At 65.9% G+C, this 24,409-nt stretch carries 25 protein-coding genes and 3 tRNA genes; 18 read left to right on the forward strand and 10 right to left on the reverse strand.

Going from position 1 to position 24,409, the window contains the following annotated elements; genetic code table 11:
• Nucleotides 1-139 precede the first annotated feature (139 nt).
• Nucleotides 140-1,036, forward strand: a complete 897-nt coding sequence (locus AU198_RS00455) for a haloalkane dehalogenase (RefSeq protein WP_064345521.1) — start codon at nucleotides 140-142, stop codon at nucleotides 1,034-1,036.
• Here AU198_RS00455 and AU198_RS00460 read toward each other — a convergent pair.
• Nucleotides 1,033-1,761 (reverse strand): DUF3060 domain-containing protein, encoded by a 729-nt coding sequence (locus AU198_RS00460; RefSeq protein WP_064345522.1) that lies wholly within the window; start codon nucleotides 1,759-1,761, stop codon nucleotides 1,033-1,035. The genes AU198_RS00455 and AU198_RS00460 overlap by 4 nt on opposite strands.
• 57 nt (nucleotides 1,762-1,818) lie before the next feature.
• Between AU198_RS00460 and AU198_RS00465 the strand changes: the two genes are divergently transcribed.
• Together AU198_RS00465 and AU198_RS00470 are read left to right on the forward strand one after the other, a co-directional pair.
• Nucleotides 1,819-2,187 carry a VOC family protein gene (locus tag AU198_RS00465; RefSeq protein WP_064345969.1) on the forward strand — a complete coding sequence of 123 codons (369 nt, stop codon included), beginning with the start codon at nucleotides 1,819-1,821 and terminating at the stop codon, nucleotides 2,185-2,187.
• A 60-nt stretch (nucleotides 2,188-2,247) separates the two neighbouring features.
• A complete protein-coding gene (locus tag AU198_RS00470) occupies nucleotides 2,248-3,381 on the forward strand; it encodes an NAD(P)/FAD-dependent oxidoreductase (protein WP_064345523.1) in 1,134 nt (377 codons plus the stop codon).
• Nucleotides 3,382-3,386: 5 nt separating this feature from the next.
• On the opposite strand, the gene AU198_RS00475 is transcribed toward AU198_RS00470, so the two are convergent.
• The 8 genes from AU198_RS00475 to AU198_RS00510 form a co-directional block, all read right to left on the reverse strand.
• Entirely contained in the window at nucleotides 3,387-5,009 is a 1,623-nt protein-coding gene (locus AU198_RS00475; protein ID WP_082690798.1) for an HD domain-containing phosphohydrolase, read from the reverse strand.
• The gene (locus AU198_RS00480) at nucleotides 4,981-5,718 is read right to left on the reverse strand and encodes a hypothetical protein (RefSeq protein WP_502689247.1); all 738 of its coding nucleotides are present in this window, start codon (nucleotides 5,716-5,718) and stop codon (nucleotides 4,981-4,983) included. The genes AU198_RS00475 and AU198_RS00480 overlap by 29 nt, the downstream gene beginning before the upstream one ends.
• Nucleotides 5,719-5,821: 103 nt before the next feature.
• Entirely contained in the window at nucleotides 5,822-6,430 is a 609-nt protein-coding gene (locus tag AU198_RS00485) for a TetR/AcrR family transcriptional regulator (protein WP_064345525.1), read from the reverse strand.
• Nucleotides 6,431-6,439: 9 nt separating this feature from the next.
• Nucleotides 6,440-7,141, reverse strand: coding sequence for a crotonase/enoyl-CoA hydratase family protein (locus AU198_RS00490; RefSeq protein WP_064345526.1), 702 nt, complete (start codon nucleotides 7,139-7,141; stop codon nucleotides 6,440-6,442).
• Between the two features lie 171 nt (nucleotides 7,142-7,312).
• The gene (locus AU198_RS00495; RefSeq protein ID WP_064345971.1) at nucleotides 7,313-8,131 is read right to left on the reverse strand and encodes a DUF8453 domain-containing protein; all 819 of its coding nucleotides are present in this window, start codon (nucleotides 8,129-8,131) and stop codon (nucleotides 7,313-7,315) included.
• A gap of 139 nt (nucleotides 8,132-8,270) precedes the next feature.
• Complete coding sequence (locus AU198_RS00500; protein WP_064345527.1) at nucleotides 8,271-9,320, reverse strand: phospholipase effector Tle1 domain-containing protein; 1,050 nt, start codon at nucleotides 9,318-9,320, stop codon at nucleotides 8,271-8,273.
• A gap of 246 nt (nucleotides 9,321-9,566) precedes the next feature.
• On the reverse strand, nucleotides 9,567-10,280 hold the full coding sequence (locus tag AU198_RS00505; RefSeq protein WP_064345528.1) for an MBL fold metallo-hydrolase: 714 nt from the start codon (nucleotides 10,278-10,280) through the stop codon (nucleotides 9,567-9,569).
• A 34-nt stretch (nucleotides 10,281-10,314) separates the two neighbouring features.
• Nucleotides 10,315-11,175 (reverse strand): NYN domain-containing protein, encoded by an 861-nt coding sequence (locus tag AU198_RS00510; RefSeq protein WP_064345529.1) that lies wholly within the window; start codon nucleotides 11,173-11,175, stop codon nucleotides 10,315-10,317.
• A gap of 133 nt (nucleotides 11,176-11,308) precedes the next feature.
• On the opposite strand from AU198_RS00510, the gene AU198_RS00515 reads away from it, so the two are divergent.
• The 15 genes from AU198_RS00515 (at nucleotide 11,309) to AU198_RS00585 (ending at nucleotide 21,629) form a co-directional block, all read left to right on the forward strand.
• A tRNA-Thr gene (locus AU198_RS00515) sits at nucleotides 11,309-11,381 on the forward strand.
• A gap of 33 nt (nucleotides 11,382-11,414) precedes the next feature.
• A tRNA-Met gene (locus AU198_RS00520) sits at nucleotides 11,415-11,488 on the forward strand.
• Nucleotides 11,489-11,525: 37 nt separating this feature from the next.
• Entirely contained in the window at nucleotides 11,526-11,693 is a 168-nt protein-coding gene (gene rpmG, locus AU198_RS00525; protein ID WP_059101288.1) for a 50S ribosomal protein L33, read from the forward strand.
• A gap of 49 nt (nucleotides 11,694-11,742) precedes the next feature.
• Nucleotides 11,743-12,219, forward strand: a complete 477-nt coding sequence (gene hadA, locus AU198_RS00530; protein WP_064345530.1) for a (3R)-hydroxyacyl-ACP dehydratase subunit HadA — start codon at nucleotides 11,743-11,745, stop codon at nucleotides 12,217-12,219.
• Nucleotides 12,206-12,634 (forward strand): (3R)-hydroxyacyl-ACP dehydratase subunit HadB, encoded by a 429-nt coding sequence (gene hadB / locus AU198_RS00535; RefSeq protein ID WP_064345531.1) that lies wholly within the window; start codon nucleotides 12,206-12,208, stop codon nucleotides 12,632-12,634. The genes hadA and hadB overlap by 14 nt, the downstream gene beginning before the upstream one ends.
• 2 nt (nucleotides 12,635-12,636) lie before the next feature.
• Nucleotides 12,637-13,203 (forward strand): (3R)-hydroxyacyl-ACP dehydratase subunit HadC, encoded by a 567-nt coding sequence (gene hadC / locus AU198_RS00540; protein ID WP_064345532.1) that lies wholly within the window; start codon nucleotides 12,637-12,639, stop codon nucleotides 13,201-13,203.
• Between the two features lie 164 nt (nucleotides 13,204-13,367).
• Nucleotides 13,368-13,440: transfer RNA gene (locus AU198_RS00545), tRNA-Trp, on the forward strand.
• A 76-nt stretch (nucleotides 13,441-13,516) separates the two neighbouring features.
• Nucleotides 13,517-13,930: a preprotein translocase subunit SecE gene (gene secE / locus AU198_RS00550; protein WP_064345533.1), complete on the forward strand. Its 414-nt coding sequence runs from the start codon at nucleotides 13,517-13,519 to the stop codon at nucleotides 13,928-13,930.
• A 42-nt stretch (nucleotides 13,931-13,972) separates the two neighbouring features.
• Complete coding sequence (gene nusG / locus AU198_RS00555; protein ID WP_064345534.1) at nucleotides 13,973-14,797, forward strand: transcription termination/antitermination protein NusG; 825 nt, start codon at nucleotides 13,973-13,975, stop codon at nucleotides 14,795-14,797.
• 84 nt (nucleotides 14,798-14,881) lie between these two features.
• Complete coding sequence (gene rplK, locus AU198_RS00560; protein ID WP_064345535.1) at nucleotides 14,882-15,310, forward strand: 50S ribosomal protein L11; 429 nt, start codon at nucleotides 14,882-14,884, stop codon at nucleotides 15,308-15,310.
• A 100-nt stretch (nucleotides 15,311-15,410) separates the two neighbouring features.
• Nucleotides 15,411-16,118: a 50S ribosomal protein L1 gene (gene rplA / locus AU198_RS00565; RefSeq protein ID WP_064345536.1), complete on the forward strand. Its 708-nt coding sequence runs from the start codon at nucleotides 15,411-15,413 to the stop codon at nucleotides 16,116-16,118.
• A 344-nt stretch (nucleotides 16,119-16,462) separates the two neighbouring features.
• A complete protein-coding gene (locus AU198_RS00570; RefSeq protein ID WP_064345537.1) occupies nucleotides 16,463-18,253 on the forward strand; it encodes a PE-PPE domain-containing protein in 1,791 nt (596 codons plus the stop codon).
• Nucleotides 18,254-18,320: 67 nt separating this feature from the next.
• Nucleotides 18,321-19,190 carry a glucose-1-phosphate thymidylyltransferase RfbA gene (gene rfbA, locus AU198_RS00575; protein ID WP_064345538.1) on the forward strand — a complete coding sequence of 290 codons (870 nt, stop codon included), beginning with the start codon at nucleotides 18,321-18,323 and terminating at the stop codon, nucleotides 19,188-19,190.
• Nucleotides 19,190-20,188 carry a dTDP-glucose 4,6-dehydratase gene (gene rfbB, locus AU198_RS00580; protein ID WP_064345539.1) on the forward strand — a complete coding sequence of 333 codons (999 nt, stop codon included), beginning with the start codon at nucleotides 19,190-19,192 and terminating at the stop codon, nucleotides 20,186-20,188. The genes rfbA and rfbB overlap by 1 nt, the downstream gene beginning before the upstream one ends.
• A gap of 13 nt (nucleotides 20,189-20,201) precedes the next feature.
• Nucleotides 20,202-21,629, forward strand: coding sequence for a sugar nucleotide-binding protein (locus AU198_RS00585; protein ID WP_064345540.1), 1,428 nt, complete (start codon nucleotides 20,202-20,204; stop codon nucleotides 21,627-21,629).
• Nucleotides 21,630-21,632: 3 nt separating this feature from the next.
• Here the strand turns inward: AU198_RS00585 and AU198_RS00590 are convergent, their stop codons facing one another.
• Nucleotides 21,633-24,398 (reverse strand): helix-turn-helix transcriptional regulator, encoded by a 2,766-nt coding sequence (locus AU198_RS00590; protein ID WP_064345541.1) that lies wholly within the window; start codon nucleotides 24,396-24,398, stop codon nucleotides 21,633-21,635.
• Between the last annotated feature and the right edge of the window lie 11 nt (nucleotides 24,399-24,409).

Raw genomic sequence — 24,409 nt, forward strand, 5'->3', positions numbered from 1 at the left:
CCGGTGTTCCGGCTATGACTCAACAGTGCAGCACCGCGGAACCGATGTATGTCGACCGACCGGCGGGTGAACCGGACGAATCATGTGTCCACCGATCGGGGGACAGGTCGTAAGCTGCAGGAGGCGGATAGGAGCATCCATGGACGTTCTGCGCACGCCCGACGACCGCTTCGATAACCTCGCGGGCTATCCCTTCGCGCCGCGCTACGTCGACGTCACCGCGTCCGACACTGAGCCGCTGCGCATGCACTACGTCGACGAAGGCCCACGCGACGGTCCACCCGTCGTCCTGCTGCACGGCGAACCGACGTGGAGTTACTTGTACCGCACCATGATTCCCCCGCTGGCCGCCGGCGGCTGCCGGGTGCTGGCACCCGACCTGATCGGCTTCGGGCGCTCCGACAAGCCCAGTCGCATCGAGGATTACACGTATCTGCGTCACGTCGAATGGGTGACGTCGTGGTTCTCGGCGCTCGACCTGCGCGACACCACGATCTTCGTCCAGGACTGGGGTTCGCTGATCGGACTGCGCATCGCCGCCGAGCAGGACGAGCGCATTGCGCGCATCGTCGTGGCCAACGGCTTCCTGCCGGCAGGACAAACCTCCGCCAACCTACCGTTCAGAGTTTGGCGGGCGTTCGCGCGTCATTCGCCAGTGCTGCCTGCCGGACGCATCGTCGCATTCGGCACGGTCACCGACGTGCCCGCGCGCATCCGGGCCGGATACGACGCGCCGTTCCCCGCCAAGCGATTTCAGGCCGGTGCCCGGGCGTTCCCCGCGCTGGTGCCGACAGAGCCGGACGACCCGGCGTTACCGGCCAACCGCGCGGCGTGGGAAGCGTTGGGCCGCTGGGAGAAACCGTTCTTGTGCGTCTTCGGCGCCAAGGACCCGATCCTCGGCCGTGCCGATCGCCCGTTGATCGAACACATTCCCGGTGCAGCCGGTCAACCCCATGCCCGCATCAACGGCAGCCACTTCGTGCAGGAGGACTGCGGCCCCGAGTTGGCCGAGCGAATCCTGCAGTGGCGCAACTAACCTCGGCTGACGGTATTTCTCGAGGTGGCGTTCACCTCGGGATCACCGGAGTGATAGACCACCTGGTTGTCGAAGCCGGATGCGCCGATCTGGTCGACGCTGTCGATGGTGACCTGATTTTCGACGCCCGAAACCGTCACGCTCAGGCAGTGACCGAGCAGCGTCACGGTGTTGTCGACCCCGCTGACGGAGATGTTGCTGCCGTTGCACTCGATCGTCTCGTTCTCGTCGACCCCGGACACGCTGTAGTGCCCGCCGGCGGGCGCGACGGCTACCTTCGGCGGCCCGTCACCCGGAAGCTGCGTCGGCGCCCCGCGCGACGGCCCGATCGTCACGCTGCCGCCGCGGGGGTCGTCCCCGGTCGCTATCGAGATCCCCGGGCGGCCCGCGCTCTCCTCCGTCGCCGACGACAGCGTCCACACGAGCGCGCCGATGCCCGCGACGATGACCACCACGACGACCCCGATCAGACCGAAGATCAACCCGAACGGCGCGCCGCTCTTCGTCGGCCCCGGCGGAAAGGAGACTCCGAATGGCGGCGCGCTGTAGGGCGACTGAGCGGGGTAGGGCGGCTGGTGCGGGGGACCGTAGACCGGCGGGGGCAGGGCCGATGTCTGGTAGTCGTTGCCGGGCGGCTGCGACGTGCCCAATTCGACGGCGCCGTAGTCGGCCAGCGGTTGCTCCAGCTGCCGGATGCGCGCTTCCGGGTCGTCCTCGGGTTTCATGCGCAGATGGTGCCACACCGTCGTTTGCACCGCCTGAATACCGGCAACCCGACGATCATGATTGGCACGTTGCGATCGACCGTCGTCGACTGCCGGGACCCAGTGGGGCTGGCCACCTTCTACGCGGGCGTCCTCGGCGGACAGATCGAGAAGCAGGACGACACCTGGGTGGTGCTCACCGATCCGCAGGGCCGACGGCTGGCGTTTCAGTTCTCGCCGGAACATGAGCCGCCGCGCTTTCCGGATCCGCGCGGTTCGCAGCAGTTCCACCTCGACATCCGGGTGGATGACCCCGATACCGCCGAACACGAGGTCCTCGACCTCGGTGCCACCCGAGTGTCCGACGCCGAGGAGGACTCGAAGTTCCGGGTGTTCCGCGACCCGGCGGGGCACACCTTCTGCCTGGTCTGGGGCATCGCCGACTAACGGCGAAGTCGATTTGCTGACGCACGGTTATCGCGACGCCGAAGTTGGTACTCCCAACCCGTGGTGGCACCAGGGTTCATCGCCGTGGGCAGCGGTCCTGCCGGGGTGAGCGCCGCGGAGACGTTCCGCAGCAAGCACCCCGACATCCCCGTGCGCATCCTGACCACCGACCCGGCGCTGCCGTATGCGAAACCACCGCTGAGCAAGGATTTCCTGTGCGGCCGCGACACCAAGCTCGCCCTGCACAGTGAGCACTGGTTCGAACGCAACGCCGTCGACCTCGTCCGCGGCATCAGGGTCGAGCGCATCGACGTGAACCGCCAGCAGGTCGTGACGGCGGGTGGTCAGCGCTATCCCTACTGGCATCTCGTCATCGCCTCCGGCTCCGTGGCGGTGCGACCGCCCATTCCCGGGATCGAGTCGGCGTTGACGCTGCGGTCGTTCGCCGACGCGGTGGCGCTCAAGATGGCCGCCCGTTACTCCGACTGCGCCGTGGTCATCGGCGGCGGCCTGATCGGGTGCGAGGCCGCATCGTGTCTGGCCGAGCGCGGGGTCGCGACGATGGTCGTCGCCGCCGAACACGTCCCGTTGCAGCGCCGGTTCGGAATCGAGGCCGGTGAACGCGTCGCGAAACTGCTGTCGGACAACGGCGTCCGGTTCGCCGGTGAGACGACCGTCGCCGCGGTCGAGGACACCCGCGTGGTGCTCGACAGCGGTGAGGCCGTCGACGCCGACCTCGTCGTGTGTGCGACGGGTGTGCGCCCCGACATCCGCCTCGCTAAAGCCGCCGGACTGCAGACCCGCGACGGGCGCATCGTCGTCGACTCGCACATGCACACCTCGGCGCGCAACGTGTATGCCGCGGGCGATGTGGCGCTGGCGCACAACGTCACCGCCGGCAGGCCCATCCCGGCCGAACACTGGCGCGACGCCGCGCATCAGGGCCACGTCGCCGGCCTGACCGCGGCCGGTTTCCCCGCGGCTTGGGACACCGTGCCCGGGTTCTCTTGCACCATCGGCAGTTCCGTGCTCAAGTACCGCGGTTGGGGTGTCGACTTCGAGCAGGCCCGATTCGTCGACCACCACACCGGGTTCACGGTCTGGTATGAGGCGGGTGGCGACGTCGTCGGTGTGCTGACCCTCGACGCCGACGACGACCAGCGCCGCGCCGGCGAGCTGCTCGGCGCGCGCTGACCCGGTCAGCCCGACGCGAGCCCGTGCTCGAGTGCGTACATGCTCGCCCCGATCCGGTTGGATACCCCGATCTTGGCGTACACGTGCTCGACGTGGTTGCGCACCGTCTTTTCGCTGAGCACCAGTTTGGCGGCGATGTCCTTGTTGCTCGCGCCCTGTGCGACCAGTCGCAGCACCTCGACCTCTCGGACCGTGAGGCCGTCCGGCCCCGCTTGACGCCTACCCGACGCATGCCCAGACGCGTGCAGGACCGCATCGGCGGCCGCCGAGTCCAATTGCCCCTCCGACACCCGTTGCCGCAGGCGCCTCGCCGCTCCCGCGGGTCCGAGAGCCTCGCGGTACGGCCGCGGTTCCAGCGCACTCTGATAGCTGACCGCGCACGCCAGCAGCCGATCAGGCATCGTCAGCTGTCGCGCGGCCAGCCCCCGCGGATACCCTGAGCCGTCGAGACATTCGTGGTGGTTGGCCGCCACCGACGCAATGCCTCTGAGGGCCGGTACCTGCGAGAGGATCCGCTCGGTGAGGTATGGGTGCAGCCTCATGCGCTCGAATTCCGCCATGGTCAGAGCCGTGGGTTTCGACCAGACCTGATTCGATACGCCGATGCGGCCGAGATCGTGCACATACCCGGCGCGCCGTGTCGTCGCGACCGCTTCGTCGTCAAGGCCGAGCGTTTGGGCTGCGGATGCGGCGAGATCGGCCACCGAGCGTGAATGCCCCAGTGTGAACGGGCATTTGAGGTCGACGAATTCGCCGAGGGCCATCAGTAACGTGTCGAGCGAGCCGGAGTCGAGGCGCGTCCCGCGGTCCGGCGCGTGCCGCAGTGCCGTCGCCCACACGTCTCCGGTCGACGGGACCGACAGCACGTCGACCGGATCGGCGACAAACGCGTCGACGACCGCGGGGTCGAACTGGCCACCGCGCCTGCTGCGGGCCATCGCGAGAGCACCGTCGACGCCGTATTCGCGCTGGTGCACCTCGACCATGTCGGCGACCTGAGCCACCCGCATCTCGACCGGTATCCCGTCGCCGGACGCGCCGGTCGGCAGCCCGCCGCCGTCGTAGCGTTCGAAGGTGTACCGCAGCGCACGCTGCACGTCGGTGTCCAGCCCGATACGCTCGGCCAGCAGGCCCGCCGACGTGCAATGCGAGTGGATGAGCTGCGAGATGTGGCCGCGCGCATTGGCATACAGCGTCGCCACCGTCCTCAACCGGGTCAGCAGCGACTCACCGCGGCCGACGTTGGTCAGCAGGAAGCGTTGATACGGCAGGCCGGACCAGTCGACGAGGTACGAGCTTCGTCGTACCGCGATGTCGTCGCCGAACCACCGGGCGTACTCATGTGAATCGGCGTGACAGCCGATCCACATGATCAGCGTCGTGTAATAGATGCAATCGCGCTGCTGCGCAGTCAAGTTCAGCCGGTCAGCCAGCCGTATCGCGATCAGCGCGGATCGCAACATGTGCTCGGCGGGCTGCCCCAGTCCGAGGTCGACCGCGACCGACAGCGCCGCGAGAACTTCCGCCCGGGTCGGAAGTTCCTGCGACGGGGTGCGAGCGCCGGTCACAGCCCGATTCTGCACCGTCTGCGCCGCCGGATCAGTGCGATAGGTCAAGACGGTCCGCATCGCGGTGACGGGCCACGTCGAACACCTCGAACCGCCCCTGGGCGACGACGCAGATACCGCGCTGCGGGAGCTGGAAGTCGGCCAGGTTGCCTTGTACCGGATGCGGACCGACGGGACCGAGGTCGACCCCCTGCACGACGGCCGACGAGTCGGTGACCGCCCACACCCGCCGGGGTGCGATGCGGAATTCCTGACCGTTGGGCAGGTTGCCGGTCAGCCGAACCTTGCCGATGCCCAGCACCGGTCCGACGATGCGGCTCATCGCCATCAGCGTTCGGCGGTTGCGTGCCGCGGCGGCGGGTATGCGTGATCCGACGGCGCTCATCAGACGGGTGGCTGGGGTTGTTGCGATGTCGACGCGCCAATCCAGCACTGCAGCAATGGAAATGGACAGTGACCATGGCGTGAGCCAGTCGGCGTCGATGGCGCAGACAACCGGGTCGACCGGTGTCGCCGAGCTGAAGTACCGCGAGCAGCTCTGCGGGCCCGGCGTGGTGGCGTAGAACGTCCACAGCCCGTCCGGCGTGCGGTGCCACACCGACTTGTAGGAGGGGGAGAACGACGTCTCGGGGAAGTCGCGGTAGGCGAGGTAGTGGCCGTTGGCGAAGGGCAGTCCCATGACGCCGAAGCCGACGACACGCTCCTCGTCTCCGTCGGGCAGGGGCATGGTCTTGGTGGCGGCCGCGAAGGCCTGAGGTGTCTTGGTCATGGTCGTCATCGTGGGGTAGCGGGCCGACCGCCCACATGGGGCAAACACCCCAAACTGTGTCGCGATTTGTGAGTGATTTCGATCGGTGAACGAACGGGATCACTCACAAATCGCCTGGGAGGGTGGGGCGCAGGCCTCTCAGTAGGGAGCGCACGCCCAGGCGCCACCGCTGTTCGATCGACGGTGCGGACGACCCCAGCCACCGCCCGAGTTCCTGGACCGCCAGCCCCTGGGCGAGCGCCAGCAGCACGTGAGCGATGTCGGCGACGTCACCGGTCAGCAGTCCCGCGTCGACGCAACGCTGGATCCGGCCAGTGAACGCTGCGCGCACCGAGGCGCCGGCGGCCTCTTCGTCGGGCCCGGGCTCCAACTCGGCGAACGGCCGCGCGAACATCAGCTGGGCAAGCCGGGGATACGACCGGCAGAACGACCGGAAGACCGGAACCAGCCGTTCGAGATCGGCGAGTGGATCCTCGGTAAGCGAAACGGTCTCCAGTTCGGCGCCCAGCAGCCGGAAGCCCTCGAAGACCATCGCCCGTAGCAGTCCCGCCTTGTCGGAGAACAGCTCGTACACCGCAGGCACCGACGTGCCCGCTCGCTCGGCGACACGGCGCGTGGTGAACCCCGAGATCCCTTCCTCGGACAGCGCCGCGATCGCCACCTCGAGCAGGTGGTCCTTCAGCTCGGGCGTGCGCTGCTTCGCCCTCGGCACCGTGCCGGCCTAGCCGAGACTGAATTCGGTTGCCAGCCCGTCGATTCCGGCCCTAATGGCTTGTAGCGCCGACTCGCGGGCCTTCATCTTGGTCGCGACGTGCGCGCTGGTGTGCACGGTGTTCGCCAGTTCCGCGGCCACCTCCTGCGCACGCGCCAACACGCGATCGGCCTCGACGATTTCGTCGAGCCACCCGCCGTAGACGGCTTCGTCGCCAGCGAACGTCGACGCCAGCGCCGCGCCCCGCTGGTAGACCGCCGGGGTCAGCCGGAACCGCATGATCTCCAGTGCGGCGACCGGGATTGTCATGCCGATCGCCACCTCGATCGCCTGGCAGCGGGTCTTCGGCTGGCCGACCCGGTGGTCGCCGGACAGCAGCAGAAACGATCCCATCGCGATGGCCGGACCCGTCGCGGCCATGACGACCGGCACCGGGAAGGTCAGGCACCGCACCGCCAGCTCGAACCCGCCCGCGAGCATCCCCAGCGCGCCCTGCGCGTCGCCGGACTGAAACACCGTCAGGTCGAAACCGCCGCTGAAGACGCGTCCGTTTCCCGCAAGCACGACCGCCTTGGCGCCATCCTCCTCGGCGCGGTCGAGCGCCTCGTTGATCGCGGTCTGCATGGCCGGTCCGAGGACATTGACCTTGCCGTCGTCGAGCGTGATCGTGGCGACCGATTCGTTGTGTTCATAGCCAACGGGGCTGCTCATCGCTTCTCCTTCGAACGCGGAAGGTTAATCGTACCGATGTTACGAAACGTCGATACGAATGCCAAGGGTTTTTGGGGTAGTCGGCTACGCGCGACGCCCGACCGCGGCCCTCGTACCGTTCGAGAAGCCCGGTAGCGAGGGGTTGCCGGGCTCCATCGCACCCGCCCGGGCTCACGCGATACGGTGCCGCGCCGTGTTGGTCTTGAGGATCTGGGTGTGCGCTTCCTCGAACTCGGCGTCGATGTCGATCGGCCGACCCGGAATCGCTCCGCTGCGTGGTTTCCGCTGCGACCCTTGGGTTTCCGTGCGATACCGCTCGCGGATCTCGTCGACCGAGGACCGCACCCTATTGATCTCCTGGCGCAGGACGTCTTCGCGGCTCTCGTTGGCCGCGTAGTGGTAGTAGGTCAACAGATGACGCAGCAGCTCCAGCTTCTGCTTCTCCTGACGGGCAAGGTCGTGCGTGGTCAACAGCTCTAGCCGCTCGACCGGATGCAGCGTCGACCAGTCCAGCACCGCCGTCGAGCGGTACCGGTGGCGTGAGCCCTTCTTCTTGGCGTACCCCTGCCGGTCGTAATAGGTGACCGCGCCGTCGAACCGGGATGCGATGGCCTCGCCGAGCTCGCGACGGTCCAATGCCGAATCCCAGACGATGCGCCATTCCTGTCCGGGAGCCAGATACGGGATTTCGGCGGGCAGGTTCAGCGGTGCGATGTCGACATAGCGGTCGTCGTAGACGTTCTCGTACTTGGCCACCGTCGGCGGATGCGCGAAGTCGAATCGAATGTTGTAGGCCGGCGTCCGGCCGAAGTTCTTGACCACGAGCTCGATCAGGTGCCAGTCGTTGGCCGCCGGCTCCATGAACATCGCCACGTTGGGCTGCATCAGCTCTTCGCTCTGCCGCCGCGCCCGCTGGTACTGCCGCCAGGCGTAAACCAGGGCGGCGATCCCCACCACGACGGCGAGCCAGGCGGCCAGCGCCGTCCACATGCCGGCCGAGAGGCCCAGAACCCCATCCGCATCCACGCACGGCTGTATATCACGCAGCCGCGGATCTGACACCCTTTGCTATTTGGCGTGCGCGTCGATTGGAAGGCCCGTCACCGACGATCTGGACCGGCGCAATTCGTCACGACCGGGTTGCCGGGCTCAACTCCGCGGTATTGCTGATCAGCTCGCCGAACGACGCGGCGAGCCCCATGTCGGCCATCGCTCGATCGGCCGTCCTCGGGTGGATCAATCGCTCACCGCGCGCCGCCCAGTCGAGGTCCGACCATGTCACGCGGCTCGGTAGACGCTTCCAATACTGCGGATGCTCGCGCAGGTACAACTCGACACTGGAGTGGACGGCAGCATTTTCGGGGAGCCTGCGCAGCGAGATGGTGTGGGCGGTTTCGGCGAGCGCGTCGTACTGACCGGGTGTGGGCAGCGTGTCCATGTGCTCGTCGGAAATCGACAGCCCGGCGCTCAGCGCGCCGTCGAGCATCCAGTCGAAGCTGATCACGGCCAACGGGATGCACGCCCCCGGCCCTCCGGCGACGTCGCAGTGGGCGCCGCGGAACCAGATTTCCTCGATGTGCTCCGACGCCGAAGTCGTCAACCGTTCGCCGGGGCGACCGTCGATCGCGACCGCGTGTCTGCCGGATTCGACGTTGGGCATCGGCGCCGGCATCGTTCGGCGCGTCAAGCCCGGGATGCTCACCGCATCCCAGATGCCCAAAAATCGCACAGGGACCGGGAATTCGCGCTGCTGCTCCAGTCGAGCGGCGATCTGCGTGACGCGCGTCCAGTCTTGTTGGTCGCGGCCGGTCCGCGGCAGGGCGTACGCGCCGAGCACGAAATCCGTCAGCTCCGGCAGCACGCCGACGGTGGACAGCAACCGGGTCAGGGTCTGAGCGCAGTAACCGCCGCGACCGACGCCGAACAGATAAATCGGGTCACCGGGTTCCCAGCTGTCGACCAGGAACCGATAAGCCTCGGCGATGGCACCGCGAGCATCGTCTGCGGCGGTCCTGAAGGGCCGCAGCGTCCTGCCGAGGCTCGCCGTGGCTCCCGGGTGATACCAGGTGAGCTGCTCGGGGACGTCGTCGAGAAGACGAAAGAGTCGATGCGCATTTGTCGTCGTCTGGGGTTCGGGATAGCCACGAGTCCGGTCGAAGCACAGCACTAGCTTCTTCATGGTGGCCCCCCGGCCCGATTATTTGACGCTAGGGTCTACAAGTTTGCCCCCGTGGCACTTTCGTGTCCAGAAATTCGTGTGATTTGACCGGTGATGCCGTAGACACCTGCGAAAAAGTCAGAAGCCAAATCATCGGCAAAGAATATGCCGCAGTTGCCCGACGGTGGCGCGCCCGACGGGCACCACGGGCGGCGAGGTAGCCGGTGAGCAGTTCGCGATTGTCGTTGGAGCGTGGTTCGGCGAAGGTCAGCCGCCCATCAACATGCGCCACTGATCGAGGTTGCTCGCTCGGTAGACGTAGTTGGTCTGGCGCACCTCCGACAGGGAGGCGCTGGGCTCGGCCGAGTACCAATGGCCGGGAAACACCGTCGGGTCACCGGAGAGCTTGGCCAGCGCCTGCAGGCTGCGGAACATGTCGTCGACGTTGCCGCCGGGGAAGTCGGTGCGCCCGCAGCCCTCCAGAAAGAGGGTGTCGCCGGCGACGAGCCGCCCGTCGAGCAGGAAGCACTGGCTGCCGGGGGTGTGGCCGGGCGTATGCAGCAGTTCGATGTCGAGGTCGCCGACCTTGACGACGTCACCGTGCCGGTGCTCGGTGAGCTCGCTGCGCGCGATGCCGGTGACCTTCGAAACCCAGTCCGCCTCAAGCGCATTGACGTGCACGGGCACGCTCGTGCGCTCGAGCAGTTGGGCAAGCCCCTTGAGTTCGAACCCCATCATCGAGCCGCCGACATGGTCGGGGTGGTGGTGGGTGACCAGCACCCCGGACAGCCGCATGCCGTCGGCCTCCAGCGTGTCGACGAGATCGCCTGCGGCGTAGGCGGGGTCGACGATCACCGTGTCGCCGGTCTCGCGGTCGCCGATCAGGTAGGCGAAGTTGCGCATCTGCTGGGCGATCATGTCGCCGGCCGCGAAGTCGCGACCGGACAACAACTGGCGGAAGTAGAGCCGATCCGAAGCCATGACCGTCAGCGTATCTGGGTCCGAATGTGGGGGCTCAGTCCTGGCCGCGCAGCCGCACCATGCGGATGGTGCTGCTCTCGTCGAGTTCGACCAGGTCGGTGTGCGAGCGCAAGAAGTCGCTGAACGACTTGAACCCGAGGGACTTCTCCGAGAACGACGGGTCCATGCGCCGCATCTGAGCTTTGACCGCCGAGTTGTGCAGCCAGTCGGAGTCGTCCTTGCCGTGCGCGATGCGCAGCGCCCGTTCCAACAGCGCGGTCGCGGCGGCCTGCGGGTCGGGCTGTTCCGGTTCCTGTTCGGCGTCGGCCTTGGTGCGGCGCCGCTTCGGCGCTTCCGACTTCACCGCCGGAACGCCGGGCAGCGCGTCGTAGGAGACGTATTCGTCGCAGGCGGCGGTGAGCGAGCGGCTGATCGATCCGGTGATGCCGATGCCGACGACATAGCGCCCGAGGCGTTTGCACCGCTGTGCGAGCGGGATGTAGTCGGAGTCGCCGGCGACGATGACGACGTGGGTCAGGTCGGGCAGCCGGAACATGTCCTCGACGGTGTCGACCGCGAGTCGGATGTCGGCCCCGTTCTTGCTGTATGCGGCGGCCGGGAACAGCTGGACCAGGTCGACCGCGCGTCCGACGAGCTGATCGCGGTAGTCGGCGTTGACGTCGGTCGACCAGTCGGCGTACGCCTTGGTCAGTACCAGCGTGCCGAACGACGACGCGTAGTCGATGATCGCGCCGACGTCCACGGTCGCTTGCGTCAGCCGGCCCGGGTTCTTGTGAAAACCCGCGGCCTTGTCGCGCTGGAACGAGTTGCGCCCGTGGATCTGGTCATACCGAGAGATCACAATGTTGTCGAAGTCGAGGTACACCGCCACACGGGTTGCGCCGGGTTCGGTCACTGTTCTGTCCTATCATTCGGCGACTAGAGTCGAACAGTAACGGTTGCGGTGATCAGCGGTTTGGCGCGGCAATCGGCGAGACTGTACCCTCTTTAAGGCTCGCGCCGCGGTGCGCGAACCCCGAAGCAGGCAGGCCCCCTTAGCTCAGTCGGCAGAGCGTTTCCATGGTAAGGAAAAGGTCAACGGTTCGATTCCGTTAGGGGGCTCGGTGAGCGGGCGGACCTCCGCCCGGATCCCGGGGCGGTGTAGCTCAGCTGGTTAGAGCGCACGACTCATAATCGTGAGGTCGGGGGATCGAGCCCCCCCACCGCTACAGGCAACATCGAACGCGTAAACGAAGGACGAAGAACGTGGCCTCCAGTACCGACGTACGGCCGAAGATCACTTTGGCTTGCGAGGTGTGCAAGCACCGCAACTACATCACCAAGAAGAACCGCCGCAACGACCCGGACCGGCTCGAGATCAAGAAGTTCTGCCCGAACTGCGGCAAGCATCAGCCGCATAAGGAATCGCGCTGAGACGAGTCGGCCCGCAGGCGTCGCCCGGGTGCTAGGTAGGTCACCAACTGTGTCGTTGTCCGAGCGGATCGTCGGGATGCAATACCGGTACCCCGACCACTACGTCGTCGGCCGCGAGAAGGTTCGCGAGTACGCGGTCGCGGTGAAGAACGACCATCCCGTGTTCTTCGATGAGGACGTCGCGACCGGACTCGGCCACAAGGCGCTGCCCGCACCGCTGACGTTCATGAGCGTCCTCGGGTACATGGCGCAGGTATCGTTTTTCGAGCACGCAGGCGTCGGGATCAAAGACGCCAAGATCGTGCAGGTCGACCAGGTCGTCAAGTACCACAAGCCGATCTTCGCGGGTGACAAGCTTTACTGCGAGGTGCAGGTGGACGCCGTGCGGCAGGCGCACGGCACCGACATCGTCGTGTTGAAGAACATCGTCACCAACCAAGCCGGTGACGTGGTGCAGGAGACGTTCACGACCCTGGCGGGTCGGACGGGTGATGGAGAAGAGGGTTTTTCAGATGCCACTGCGTGAGTTCGCCTCGGTGAAGAAGGGTGACGAGCTTCCCGAGAAGGTGATTCCGCTGACGCGGCAGGACCTCGTCAACTACGCCGGGGTGTCGGGTGACCTCAACCCGATTCACTGGGACGACGACATCGCCAAGCAGGTCGGCCTGGACACCGCGATCGCGCACGGCATGCTCACCATGGGCCTGGGAGGCGGATACGTCACCGAGTGGGTCGGCGACCCGGCGGCGGTCACCGAGTACAACGTGCGGTTCACCGCTGTGGTGCCGGTGCCCAACGACGGCATCGGGGCGGAGATCGTCTTCAACGGACGCGTGAAATCCGTTGAACCCGAGACGAAATCGGTAACCATCGCGCTCTCGGCCACCACCGGGGGCAAGAAGATCTTCGGCCGCGCGGTGGCCGTCGCGAAGCTGGCGTAGCCGTGGCACTCAAAATCGATATCAAGGGAATGGTCTGGAAGTACCCCGAGCCCTATGTCGTGGGACATGAGCAGATCCGCCAGTACGCGAACGCCGTCAAGGCCCATGATCCGCAGAGCCACAGCCTGGAGGCAGCCCGGGCCTCGGGCCACGATGCGCTGATCGCGCCCCCGACGTTCATGTCGATCTTCGCGGTCATGATCCAGCGGCATTTCTTCCAGCACAACGATGTCGGCTTCGAGACCATGCAGATCGTGCAGGTCGACCAGAAATTCAAGTTCCATCGACCGATCAAGGTCGGTGACGAACTGACCGGCACGATGGAAATCCTGACCGTTGACGAACGGTTCGGCGCCGACATCGTCACCACCCGCAACAAGCTGGTGGACCAACACGGCGAGCTCGTGATGGAATCGTTCACCACGCTGATGGGCCACGAGGGCGACAACTCGATCTCGGCCGGCTGGGATCCGGAGACCGGACAGGTCGTGCGCAAGCCCGTCGTCCACGATCCCGCCGAGGATCCCGATGGCGGCGATACCGTGAACGGCGAGGCGTCTGTCGGCTGATCGGCTCGCCGGTGGATTAGTAACTCGGACGGGTGGCGCGCTACACTCGGTCCTCGGGGTTTTCCCAGTCCAGCGCGCTGTCCGTCGGTTTGAAGATCGACCGATCGGGGAGCGCGCGAATTGTGTGAGCCCCGAACGGGTGGCCTCTCGCAGTGCCACTCTGAAGGGGCGTAGCTCAACTGGCAGAGCAGCGGTCTCCAAAACCGCAGGTTGCAGGTTCAAGTCCTGTCGCCCCTGCTCAACTGAATACTCGACAAGTGTGGACACTGGAAGGTGACCCACAAGACCAGATGACCAGACAAGGGAGCATGCGGTGAGCGACGAGCACGACGATGCCGGCTCCGACACCGAGAACGGCCGCGGCGCCGTCGTGACCCGACCCACCCGACCGTCGGGCAAGCGGACCCGTCGGGCAGCCGCCGGCGAAGACGCCAGCGAAGCCGTCGACCTGTCCACCGGCACCGCAGCCTCACCCACCAAGAACGGGTCGGGCACCGCGAAGAAGGCCGCCAAGAAGCGCGCCGACGGACCGTCGCGGAACCCGTTCCTGTTCGTCTGGAACTACCTGAAGCAGGTCGTGGCCGAGCTGCGCAAGGTGATCTGGCCGAACCGCAAGCAGATGGCCACCTACACCGGCGTGGTGCTGCTGTTCCTGGCCTTCATGTTGGCGATGATCGGCGGCGTCGACTTCGGCCTTGCCAAGCTGGTCTCGTTGGTGTTCGGCTGACCAGTACGCGCGACGGATGAGAACTTTCGAGAGGACTGACAAGTGACTAGCTTCGAGGGCGACACGCCTTCGGCCGAGAGCGTTGACCTGATCGACGAGACGACGGGGGCGACGACCGGCGCGACCACCGACCCGGCGACCGAGGACGCCGACGTCGCCGGTGATGCCGTGAGCGAGGAGGCGGCCACCACGGAGGACGCGGCCGGTGAAGCGCCCGCCGCTGAAGCCGAGCCCGAGGAAGAGGATCCGGCGGTCGCGCTCAAGAAGGAGCTGCGGACCAAGCCGGGCGACTGGTACGTCATCCACTCCTACGCCGGTTACGAGAACAAGGTGAAGGCCAACCTCGAGACCCGCGTGCAGAACCTCGACGTCGGCGACTACATCTTCCAGGTCGAGGTGCCGACCGAAGAGGTCACCGAGATCAAGAACGGCCAGCGCAAGCAGGTCAATCGCAAAGTGCTGCCCGGCTACATCCTGGTGCGCATGGAGCTCAATGACGAGTCGTGGGGCGCGGTGCGCAACACGCCGGGAGTGACGGGCTTCGTCGGCGCGACGTCGCGGCCGTCGCCGCTTTCGCTGGACGACGTGGTGAAGTTCCTGCTGCCGCCCGCCGCGGCGAAGAAGCCCGGGAAGGCCGCCGCCGCCGCAGGTGCGACCGCCGCGGAGGCCGGGGGCATCGAGCGCGCGCCGATCGAGGTGGATTTCGAGGTTGGCGAGTCGGTCACCGTCATGGACGGCCCGTTCGCGACGCTGCCCGCCTCGATCAGCGAGGTCAACGCCGAGCAGCAGAAGCTCAAGGTGCTGGTGTCGATCTTCGGTCGCGAAACACCTGTCGAACTGACCTTCAATCAGGTCGCCAAGATCTAGCTGCGATCTGCGTGCGTTGAGGAGCGCTGAGCGCTCGAAAGCGAACACAAATCGCTGAGTAACGAGAGAGGAAACACCACACCCATGGCCCCGAAGAAGAAAGTCGTCGGGCTGATCAAGCTGCAGATTCAGGCCGGGCAGGCCAACCCCGCCCCGCCGGTCGGTCCGGCGCTCGGCCAGCACGGCGTCAACATCATGGAGTTCTGCAAGGCGTACAACGCCGCGACGGAGAACCAGCGCGGCAACGTCATCCCCGTGGAGATCACCGTCTACGAGGACCGCAGCTTCACCTTCAATCTCAAGACACCGCCCGCGGCCAAGCTGCTGCTGAAGGCCGCCGGTGTGCAGAAGGGCTCGGGCGAGCCGCACAAGACCAAGGTCGCCAAGGTGTCCTGGGATCAGGTGCGCGAGATCGCCGAGACCAAGAAGGATGACCTGAACGCCAACGACATCGATCAGGCCGCCAAGATCATCGCCGGCACCGCCCGGTCGATGGGGATCACGGTCGAATAGCTCGACCGATCCTCGTGGGAGGGCCAGCTGCGGCCCGGCGATGAGCGCTCACGCGAAGAGCGTTCATCACAGACCACAACTCAGCAACTAGGAGAAACCAATGAGCAAGACGAGCAAGGCATACCGCGAAGCCGCCGAGAAGGTGGACCGCAGCCGGCTGTACACGCCGCTGGAGGCGGCGAAGCTGGCCAAGGAGACGGGATCGAAGAAGCAGGACGCGACCGTCGAGGTGGCGATCAGGCTGGGCGTCGACCCGCGGAAGGCCGATCAGATGGTGCGCGGCACCGTCAACCTGCCGAACGGCACCGGTAAGACCGCCCGCGTTGTGGTGTTCGCGGTCGGTGACAAGGCCGAGGCCGCGGAGGCCGCGGGCGCCGACGCCGTCGGCAGCGACGACCTGATCGAGCGGATCCAGGGCGGTTGGCTGGACTTCGACGCGGCGATCGCGACGCCCGACCAGATGGCCAAGGTCGGCCGCATCGCGCGCATCCTCGGCCCGCGTGGCTTGATGCCGAACCCGAAGACCGGCACCGTGACGCCAGACGTGGCGAAGGCCGTGTCCGACATCAAGGGCGGCAAGATCAATTTCCGGGTCGACAAGCAGGCCAACCTGCACTTCGTGATCGGTAAGGCCTCGTTCGACGAGAAGGCACTGGCGGAGAACTATGGCGCCGCGATCGACGAGATCCTGCGGGCCAAGCCGTCGTCGTCGAAGGGCCGTTACCTCAAGAAGATTGTCATCTCGACCACGACCGGTCCGGGCATACCGGTCGATCCGTCGGTGACGCGCAACTTCGCCGAGGCCTGAACGTAGGAGCCCAGGAAAGATTTGCGGCAGTCCTCGGCGAGGGGCGCGGTCGCGCCCGAGCCGGGGTCCTCGGGCGGCCGCTGAGCGGGGCGAGGCCGTAGCTGGCGGACGGTCTGCGGACAGTAGTGCGCAGATCTAGTCTGCAGCCGGGCTGGTCCAGCTTCGCGCTTCAGGATCTGTCCCTGCGGTGATTGAGGCTGGTGGGACGCGAGTTAAGCCGAGTCCGAGTCACCGACCATCCGGTTGCCGACTCGTTCCGCGCACAGGCGTCAATCGGAAGAACTCCTGCTGCGAAGTTCGCTGTTTGGGCATGGCAGCCGTCGAATCTGTGTGAAAGTTGACCCATGCGTAAGTGCATTCGGGTCATCGTTTTCTCTTTGCTGGGCTTGCTGAGCACCGCCATGCTCGGTGCCCTGACCGCCTTGATGGCGGCGGTGAGTCTGGCGGCCACCGCGCTGATCGTGCCGGGCACCGGAACACCGAACGCGAACGTGGTCGGGGACTACCGGGAGAACTTCCGCGATTACTACATGCAAGACACTCCGTGCACCGACGACACCAACTGCGCACCCAACAACACGGGCAATCCCGCGAACGAAGGCATGCTCGGCATCAACTATCCCGCAACGTTCTGGCCGATTCCGTTGCCCGGCTGGTGTCCGAACCTGTCATGCGACAAATTCGACGTATCAGTGGGTAAGGGCGCCGACAATCTCGAGGCCGCGCTTCAGGCCCTGCAAAACCTCGGATATGAGGGCGACATCGTGATTGCCGGCTACTCTCAGGGTGCCCGCGTCGCCACCATCCAGAAGTACAACATGGTCAACGGCGCGTTCCCGGACCTGGCGGACCAGGTGTCGTTCGTGTTCATCGGCAACCCGAACCGTCCCAACGGCGGCATCCTGTCGCGGTTCGCCTTTTTACGGCACATCCCGATTCTCGACGTAACGACTGGTCAACCCACTCCCACCGGACTGCCTGACTATCCGAGAGACTTCCCCACCGAAGACTGGGCAATACGGTGGGAGGGCATCGCGGATTGGCCGCAGTATCTGTTCAATCCGCTGGCGGTGCTCAACTCGATCCTCGGTTTCACCTACGACCACGGCACCTACCTGGCGATCAACGAGGGCAGCGATCCCGGTGAACTCCCCGCCGGTTACGACGTCGACACCTGGCGGGAGATCACTTCGAATCCCGAGCTCTATCCCGGGATCGTCGATATTCAAACGTACGGCGACACCACTTATTACACCGTCACGCCGAAGGTGTTGCCGCTGGTGAGGCCGCTGCATTCGCTTCCGTTCATCGGCAAACCGATCGCGGACCTCATCGAGCCCGCGCTGCGCGTGATCATCGAAGAGACCGGATACAACCGCGACATCCCGTTCGGCCAGTTCAGCCCGACCGGGCTGATCCCGTTCTTCAATCCGATCACGCTTGTTCTGAAGCTGATTCCGGCTATCTTCCAGGGCATCAACAACTTCCTCGCCAATTTCGGGCTGGCAACGGAGATCCCGCTTTCTCCCACGACGCCGGTGCCGGCGCCACCGCTGACGAACGCCCAGCAATCCGACGAGCCCGAACTGGCGAGGTTGATGAGCAACGATTTCGATGGGTCGACGACGGGCAAGCTGACGTTGGTCCAGGGCAATGGTGACGTCAAGCAGGAGCCGGCCGGTGACGGGCAGATGGTGGCCACCAACACCGGGACCGGCGGGGTTTTCACGCAGCCGGAAGGTACCGAGACACCGGTCGTCGAGAACGCAGACAAGCAGCAGGAGACCGTGGTCGAGCAGACCGATCCGGAGATCGCCGCGGGGGGCGGTTCAGAAGGGGCCCAGGTTAACGCGGACGGCACCGTCGTTGCGGTCGACAAGCTTGACGAAAGCAAGGATCCGGAGGAGAACACCAACCCGGCCCAGAACAGGGTCGACGCCAACGGTGGCAGCGTGTCGCTGAGCTTCTCGCCGGGCAACACCCCCGGAGGCGCGACGACTGGCGGCGAGGGCGCCGAACCGTCCGAGAACCTCACGAAGAACCCGGAGCCGGCCGACGGCCCCGAGAATCCCGCGACCCCCGCGGGCGCCGACGGCTCGCAAGACGCGAAGGACTCGGCACCGGCGGCGGCCTGACCCGGCGAGCTCACCCTCCGGACCAGTCTGCGCGAGCGCCAGTTCGCTGTGTGTCACGATTGGGCGCGTGAGGGGCATCATCTTGGCGGGCGGGAGCGGCACGCGTCTGCATCCGATAACCCTGGGTGTATCGAAGCAATTGATGCCCGTTTACGACAAGCCGATGGTGTACTACCCGCTCTCGACGCTGATGCTGGCCGGCATCCGCGACATCCTGGTGATCACGACACCTCACGACGCGGACGGTTTCGAACGGCTCCTCGGTGACGGCTCGCGCTTCGGCGTGTCGATCACATACGCGCGGCAACCGTCCCCGGACGGACTGGCACAAGCTTTCACGATCGGTGAGACGTTCATCGGCACCGACAACGTGTCCCTCGTGCTCGGCGACAACCTGCTCTACGGTCCCGGGCTGGGCAGCCAGCTCAAGCGCTTCACCACCATCGACGGCGGCGCGATCTTCGCCTACTGGGTGGCAGACCCGTCCGCATACGGCGTGATCGAGTTCGACGACAGGGGCTTGGCCATATCCTTGGAGGAAAAGCCCGAACGTCCCAAGAGCAACTATGTCGTGCCGGGCCTGTATTTCTACGATAACGACGTCGTCGAGATCTCAAAGGGCTTGAAGCCCAGTGCCCGCGGCGAATACGAGATCACCGACGTCAACCGCTGCTATCTCGAGCGAGAGCGGCTTCAGGTGCACGTGCTGCCCCGCGGAACCGCGTGGCTGGACACCGGCACCTTCGACCAGATGACCGACGCCGCCGAGTACGTACGCACCATGGAACGGCGCACCGGGCTGAAGATCGGCGCTCCCGAGGAGATCGCCTGGCGGCAGGGCTGGATCAGCGACGACGAATTACGGGATCGTGCCACGCCTTTGGTGAAGTCCGGCTATGGCAACTATCTGTTGGATCTCCTGGAGCGAGGACGCTGATGTCGCGACTTCTCGTCACCGGTGGAGCGGGATTCATCGGCTCGAATTTCGTGCGGTACGTCATCGACCGCACCGACCATCACGTCACGGTGCTCGACAAACTCACCTATGCCGGCAATCGCGCCTCACTCGCCGGATTACCCGAAGATCGAATGACTTTCGTGCACGGCGACATCGCGGACGCCCCCCTCGTGGACGAGTTGTTCGCCGATGCCGACGCGGTCGTGCACTACGCCGCCGAATCACACAACGACAACTCGCTGGACAACCCGGAGCCGTTCCTGCACACCAACCTCGTAGGCACCTTCACCTTGCTCGAGGCCGCGCGCAAGCACGGCACGCGCTTCCATCACATTTCGACCGACGAGGTGTACGGGGACCTGGAACTCGACGACCCGCGCCGGTTCACCGAGCAGACACCGTACAACCCGTCGTCTCCGTACTCGTCAACGAAGGCGGGAAGCGATCTGCTGGTACGGGCCTGGGTTCGATCCTTCGGTGTGGCCGCGACGATCTCGAACTGCTCCAACAACTACGGTCCCTATCAGCACGTGGAGAAGTTCATCCCGCGACAGATCACCAACGTGCTGCGCGGGATTCGTCCCAAGCTCTACGGCGAGGGCCGCAACGTGCGGGACTGGATCCACGCCGACGACCACTCCTCGGCGGTGCTGACCGTCCTCGACAAAGGCCGTATCGGCGAGACATACCTGATCGGCGCCGATGGTGAAAAGGACAACAAGACCGTCATCGAGTTGATCCTGACCCTCATGGGTCAGCCGGCCGACGCGTACGACCACGTCACCGATCGAACCGGCCACGACTTGCGGTACGCCATCGATTCCACCAAGTTGCGGGACGAACTTGGCTGGCAACCGCAATACCAGGACTTCGAAAGAGGTCTGACCGCAACGATCCAGTGGTACCGCGACCACGAAGACTGGTGGGCCTCCGCCAAAGACGCCACCGAGAGCTTTTACGCCCGGATGGGTCAGTGAAGAAGGCCCATTTGTGACTGAGTTCGGTAAACCCCTGCGCGCCATCACGACTCCCATACCGGGGCTGGTCGTGTGGGAACTGCCCGTACACGGAGACAACCGTGGATGGTTCAAAGAGAACTGGCAGCGCGAGAAGATGGTCGCGCTCGGTCTACCCGATTTCAAGCCGGTCCAGAACAACGTGTCGCTCAACGAGAGTGCGGGCACCACACGCGGGATTCATGCCGAGCCGTGGGACAAATTCATCTCCGTCGCGACCGGCCGGATCTTCGGGGCGTGGGTCGACCTGCGTGACGGCCCCACGTTCGGCGTCACCTTCACCACCGAAATCGACCCATCCAGAGCGGTTTTCGTACCTCACGGTGTCGGCAATGCGTTCCAGACCCTGGAGGACAGCACCGCCTATATCTACCTGGTGAACGATCACTACTCGCCCGATGCCCAGTACACCTCGGTGAATCTGGCCGACGAGACAGTCGCCATCGAGTGGCCGATCCCACTGGAACGCGCGGAGCTGTCGGCGAAGGATCGTGAAAATCCCAGGCTAGCTGACGTCAAGCCCATCCCGCCACGCAAGACTCTGGTCCTCGGCGCCGGTGGTCAACTGGGTCGGGCGCTTCGCGAGGTGTTCGCCGACACTCCCAGCGTTGAATTCGCCGAACGCGCTGATATCGATCTCACTACCCCCGGTATCGAATCCGCGCGCCGCTGGCGCGAATACGAGACGATCATCAACGCCGCTGCCTTCACGGGTGTGGACGCGGCCGAGACGCCCGAAGGTCGTGCGTCGGCGTGGTCCACCAATGTCGCCGGTGTCGCCGCCCTCGCACGTACCGCTGCCGACAACAACATCACGCTGGTGCACATCTCCAGCGACTACGTCTTCGACGGCAACGCCTCCGAGGCCTACCGCGAGGACGATCCGGTGTCACCACTGAGTGTGTACGGCCAGACCAAGGCCGCCGGTGACCTCGTCGTGGCAACGGTCGACCGGCACTACATCGTCCGGACCTCATGGGTGATCGGAGACGGGAACAATTTCGTGCGCACGATGCTCTCGCTCGCCGACCGTGGGGTCAACCCATCAGTAGTCAACGATCAACACGGCCGCCTGACGTTAACCTCCGAAATTGCGAGGGCAATAAGGTATTTGATCGACACACGGGCGCCATACGGCACGTACAACGTCACCGGTTCCGGGCCCGTGAGCTCGTGGGCCGACGTCGCGAGGCGGACGTTCGAACTGGCCGGTCACGACCCGGGCCGGATCACCGATGTCACGACCGAGCAGTACTTCGCCGACACATCGAAACTCGTTGCGCCTCGGCCGGCTAACAGCGTCCTCGATCTCGCCAAGATCCAGTCGGCCGGTTTCGAGCCCGGAGACGCGGACGCGTCTCTGGTCAACTACGTTCGACGGGAGTCCTCAGGAAACTCCTGAGGCTCAATGGTTCTCGCCAAAGACGCGCCCCAGTTCGGCCCTTGATCGGATTCCGAGTTTCCGGTAGATGCGAGACAGGTTCGTCTCGACCGTCTTGGGGCTGATGAACAGCGCGGTGGCCACGTCCTTGGTTGTCATACCCGACGCGGCCAGTTCAGCGACGCGGTGCTCCGACGGCGTCAGGCCCAAGTGTCCGTTGCTCGATGCGCCGGCTCGCGCGAGTTCGGCGCGCGCCCGCTGCGCCCACAGCGGAGTGCCCAAGCTCTCGAACACGCGCAAGGCCTCGGTCATGGTCGTGCGCGACGCTTCCTTCTGCCGCTGACGCCGCTGTAACTGGCCGAGCAGCAACAGGGTTCGAGCGCGCTCGAAGGGCATCGGCAGGCGGTCGTGGTGGGTCAGCGCGCGTCTCGCCATGTCGGCCGCATCGTCGACCTCACCGCGGGCGGCAAGCCAGAGACTGCGGCACCGTGCGGCCATGGCCAGCATCCACGGCCTGTCCAGCAGGTGCCCGTTGGCTTCCAGCGCGTCGATCATCGGCTGGGCTTCGGAGGCGCGGCCGAGCGCGACCAACGCCTCAACCGCGTCGGGGACGAAGCCCGCGGTGATGATTTCCGTGCCGGGCAGGAACGGGAGCCGGTCGACCAACGGCTGCAATATCTGCAGCGCCTGCTCGTAATTTCCCAACGACACCTCGAGGAATGCCAGGTTGACCGAGGCCCAATCCGCTAGTCGGGGCGAACGGCAACGCTCGGCGAGGTCGATCGCCTTCCGCGCGACGGCCCGGGTCTCGTCCTGCCTGCCGGCATACGCCGCGACCGCGGACTGGATGCTCTTGGCGACCACTTGCATGTGTTCGCCGCCGAGTTGTTGTGCCCGCTCGACGGTCTCCTCGGCGATGCGGGTCGCCTCCTCGTAGTTTCCTCGCCAGATCTCGATCAGCGCACTGAACACCGCGACGAAGATCAGATCGGTTTCGGCCCCCCGCTCGACGCAACGCCGGCGCACGAAGGCCATCTGATCGATCGCCTCATCCAACCGTCCCGCGAACGCCAGCAGCAGGGCGTGATTGGGTCTGGCGCGGAAAGCGATCGGCGCCTCGCTGGTCAGATCCTGCAGGGCCAAGGCTCGGCCGATGCCCGCCCAGTCGACACCGCGACCGCACATGCAGGCGATGTTGGTGCGTACCGCCAGAACCTGACTCGTGAGGTCGGCGATCCCCACGTCTTCCGCGTACGCGGCCGCCCGTTCCGCGCTCTGCAGCGCTGCCCCGAACTCGCCGGCGTTGAGCCGTGCATATGCCAAGAGCAGCAGCGTGCGGACGCGAACCTCGCGGTCGCCCTCGTCATGGTCCAGCGCCTGTTCCAGGAGAACGACGGCATCGGTGAAGTTGTTGTGCTGAATGTGCATGCTGGCCAACAAGTTCAACGCCATCGCCCGGTGCACGCCACCCGTTACGCGCTCTGTCAACCCGTCCAGCAGTGAACGCGTGCGCTCCAGATCGCCGGCATGCAGGTAGTGGTCAGCCGCGCGAATCCGCCGCGCCGGCGTATCACCGCCGAGACCGATTGCCAGCTCGAGTAATTCGCCGGCCGCGGCAGGCGCGCCGCGTGCAACCGCCGTATCGGCCGCGATGTCGAGCGCCGCCAAGGTGGCCGGGTCGGCGCTGGCAGCTGCCAGAGCCATATGCCTGGCTCTCGACTCTTCGAGTACCACTGCATCAGCCAGTGACCGGTGCATGGCGCGTCGCTCACTCGGTTTGGCATCGGTGTAGACGCTGCGTGCCAACAGCGGGTGCGAAAACGCCACGGCGTCGCCGTCGATGGTCAGAATGCCCTTGTTTCTGGCTTCGGTCAGCAGTTCGGCGGTGCGATCACGCGTGCCGCGGGTGACCCGCGCCAGCAGGTCGACGGTCGGGGCGGCCTCGCACGCGGCGGCCAGCAGCAGGACCTGGGTCTCGGGTTCCAGACGGCCGATGCGTCGGCGCATCAACTCCGCGAGCGTCGCGGGCAACACCGACTGGGAACCGCCCGCGTCGATCGCCCGTGCCAGCTCGAGGGCGTAGAACGGGTTGCCGCCCGAGATCTCGGCAATCCGGACCATCGTCGGGCGAGGAAAGGTCCGGCCGAGCCGCGTCGAGATCAGGGCGTGTAATCCGCCGAGACTCAAGGGACCCACGTGTACCCGGCGCACACCGGATTCGTCGCCCACCTGCAGCCAATGCGCCGCGCCGGGTCCCTCGTGTTCGGTGCGTTCGGTGACCAGCATGCCCACGCGGCCGCTGAACCGCCGCGCGGCGAAGGCCACCACGGCTCGGCTGGACGGGTCCAGCCACTGCACGTCGTCGAGGGCGATGAGCACCGGCACGTCCCCGCAGAGTTGCTCGACGGCGGCGGTGAAGGCGGCCGCCACCGCTCCCTGGTCAGTCGGCGGGCCGTCGCCGTCAGCGCGAAGCAGCACGCGATCCACAGCGAGGCACTGCAGGTCCGGCAGGTCGGCGAAGACTTCAGAGGGTATGTCGCCGAAAAGGTCGGCGACGGCGGCATATGCGAGGGTGGTCTCCGCCTGTCCGGCTCGCGCCGTCAGCACGCGGAAGCCGCGTTCGCGGGCCGCCGATATACCCGTCAGCCACAGGGTGGTCTTGCCGGCTCCGGCATCGCCCTCGATGACAAGTGCACAGGGCCCGCTGCCGGCGGATTCCAGGAAATCGCCCACCGCCCGAAATTCGGCCGGACGCTCGATTACGCCGGACACCAGAACCACACCCCTCATCGACAGCAAAT

Source organism: Mycobacterium sp. GA-1199 (genome assembly GCF_001500045.1).
In the GTDB taxonomy this organism is placed as follows: Bacteria; Actinomycetota; Actinomycetes; order Mycobacteriales; family Mycobacteriaceae; genus Mycobacterium.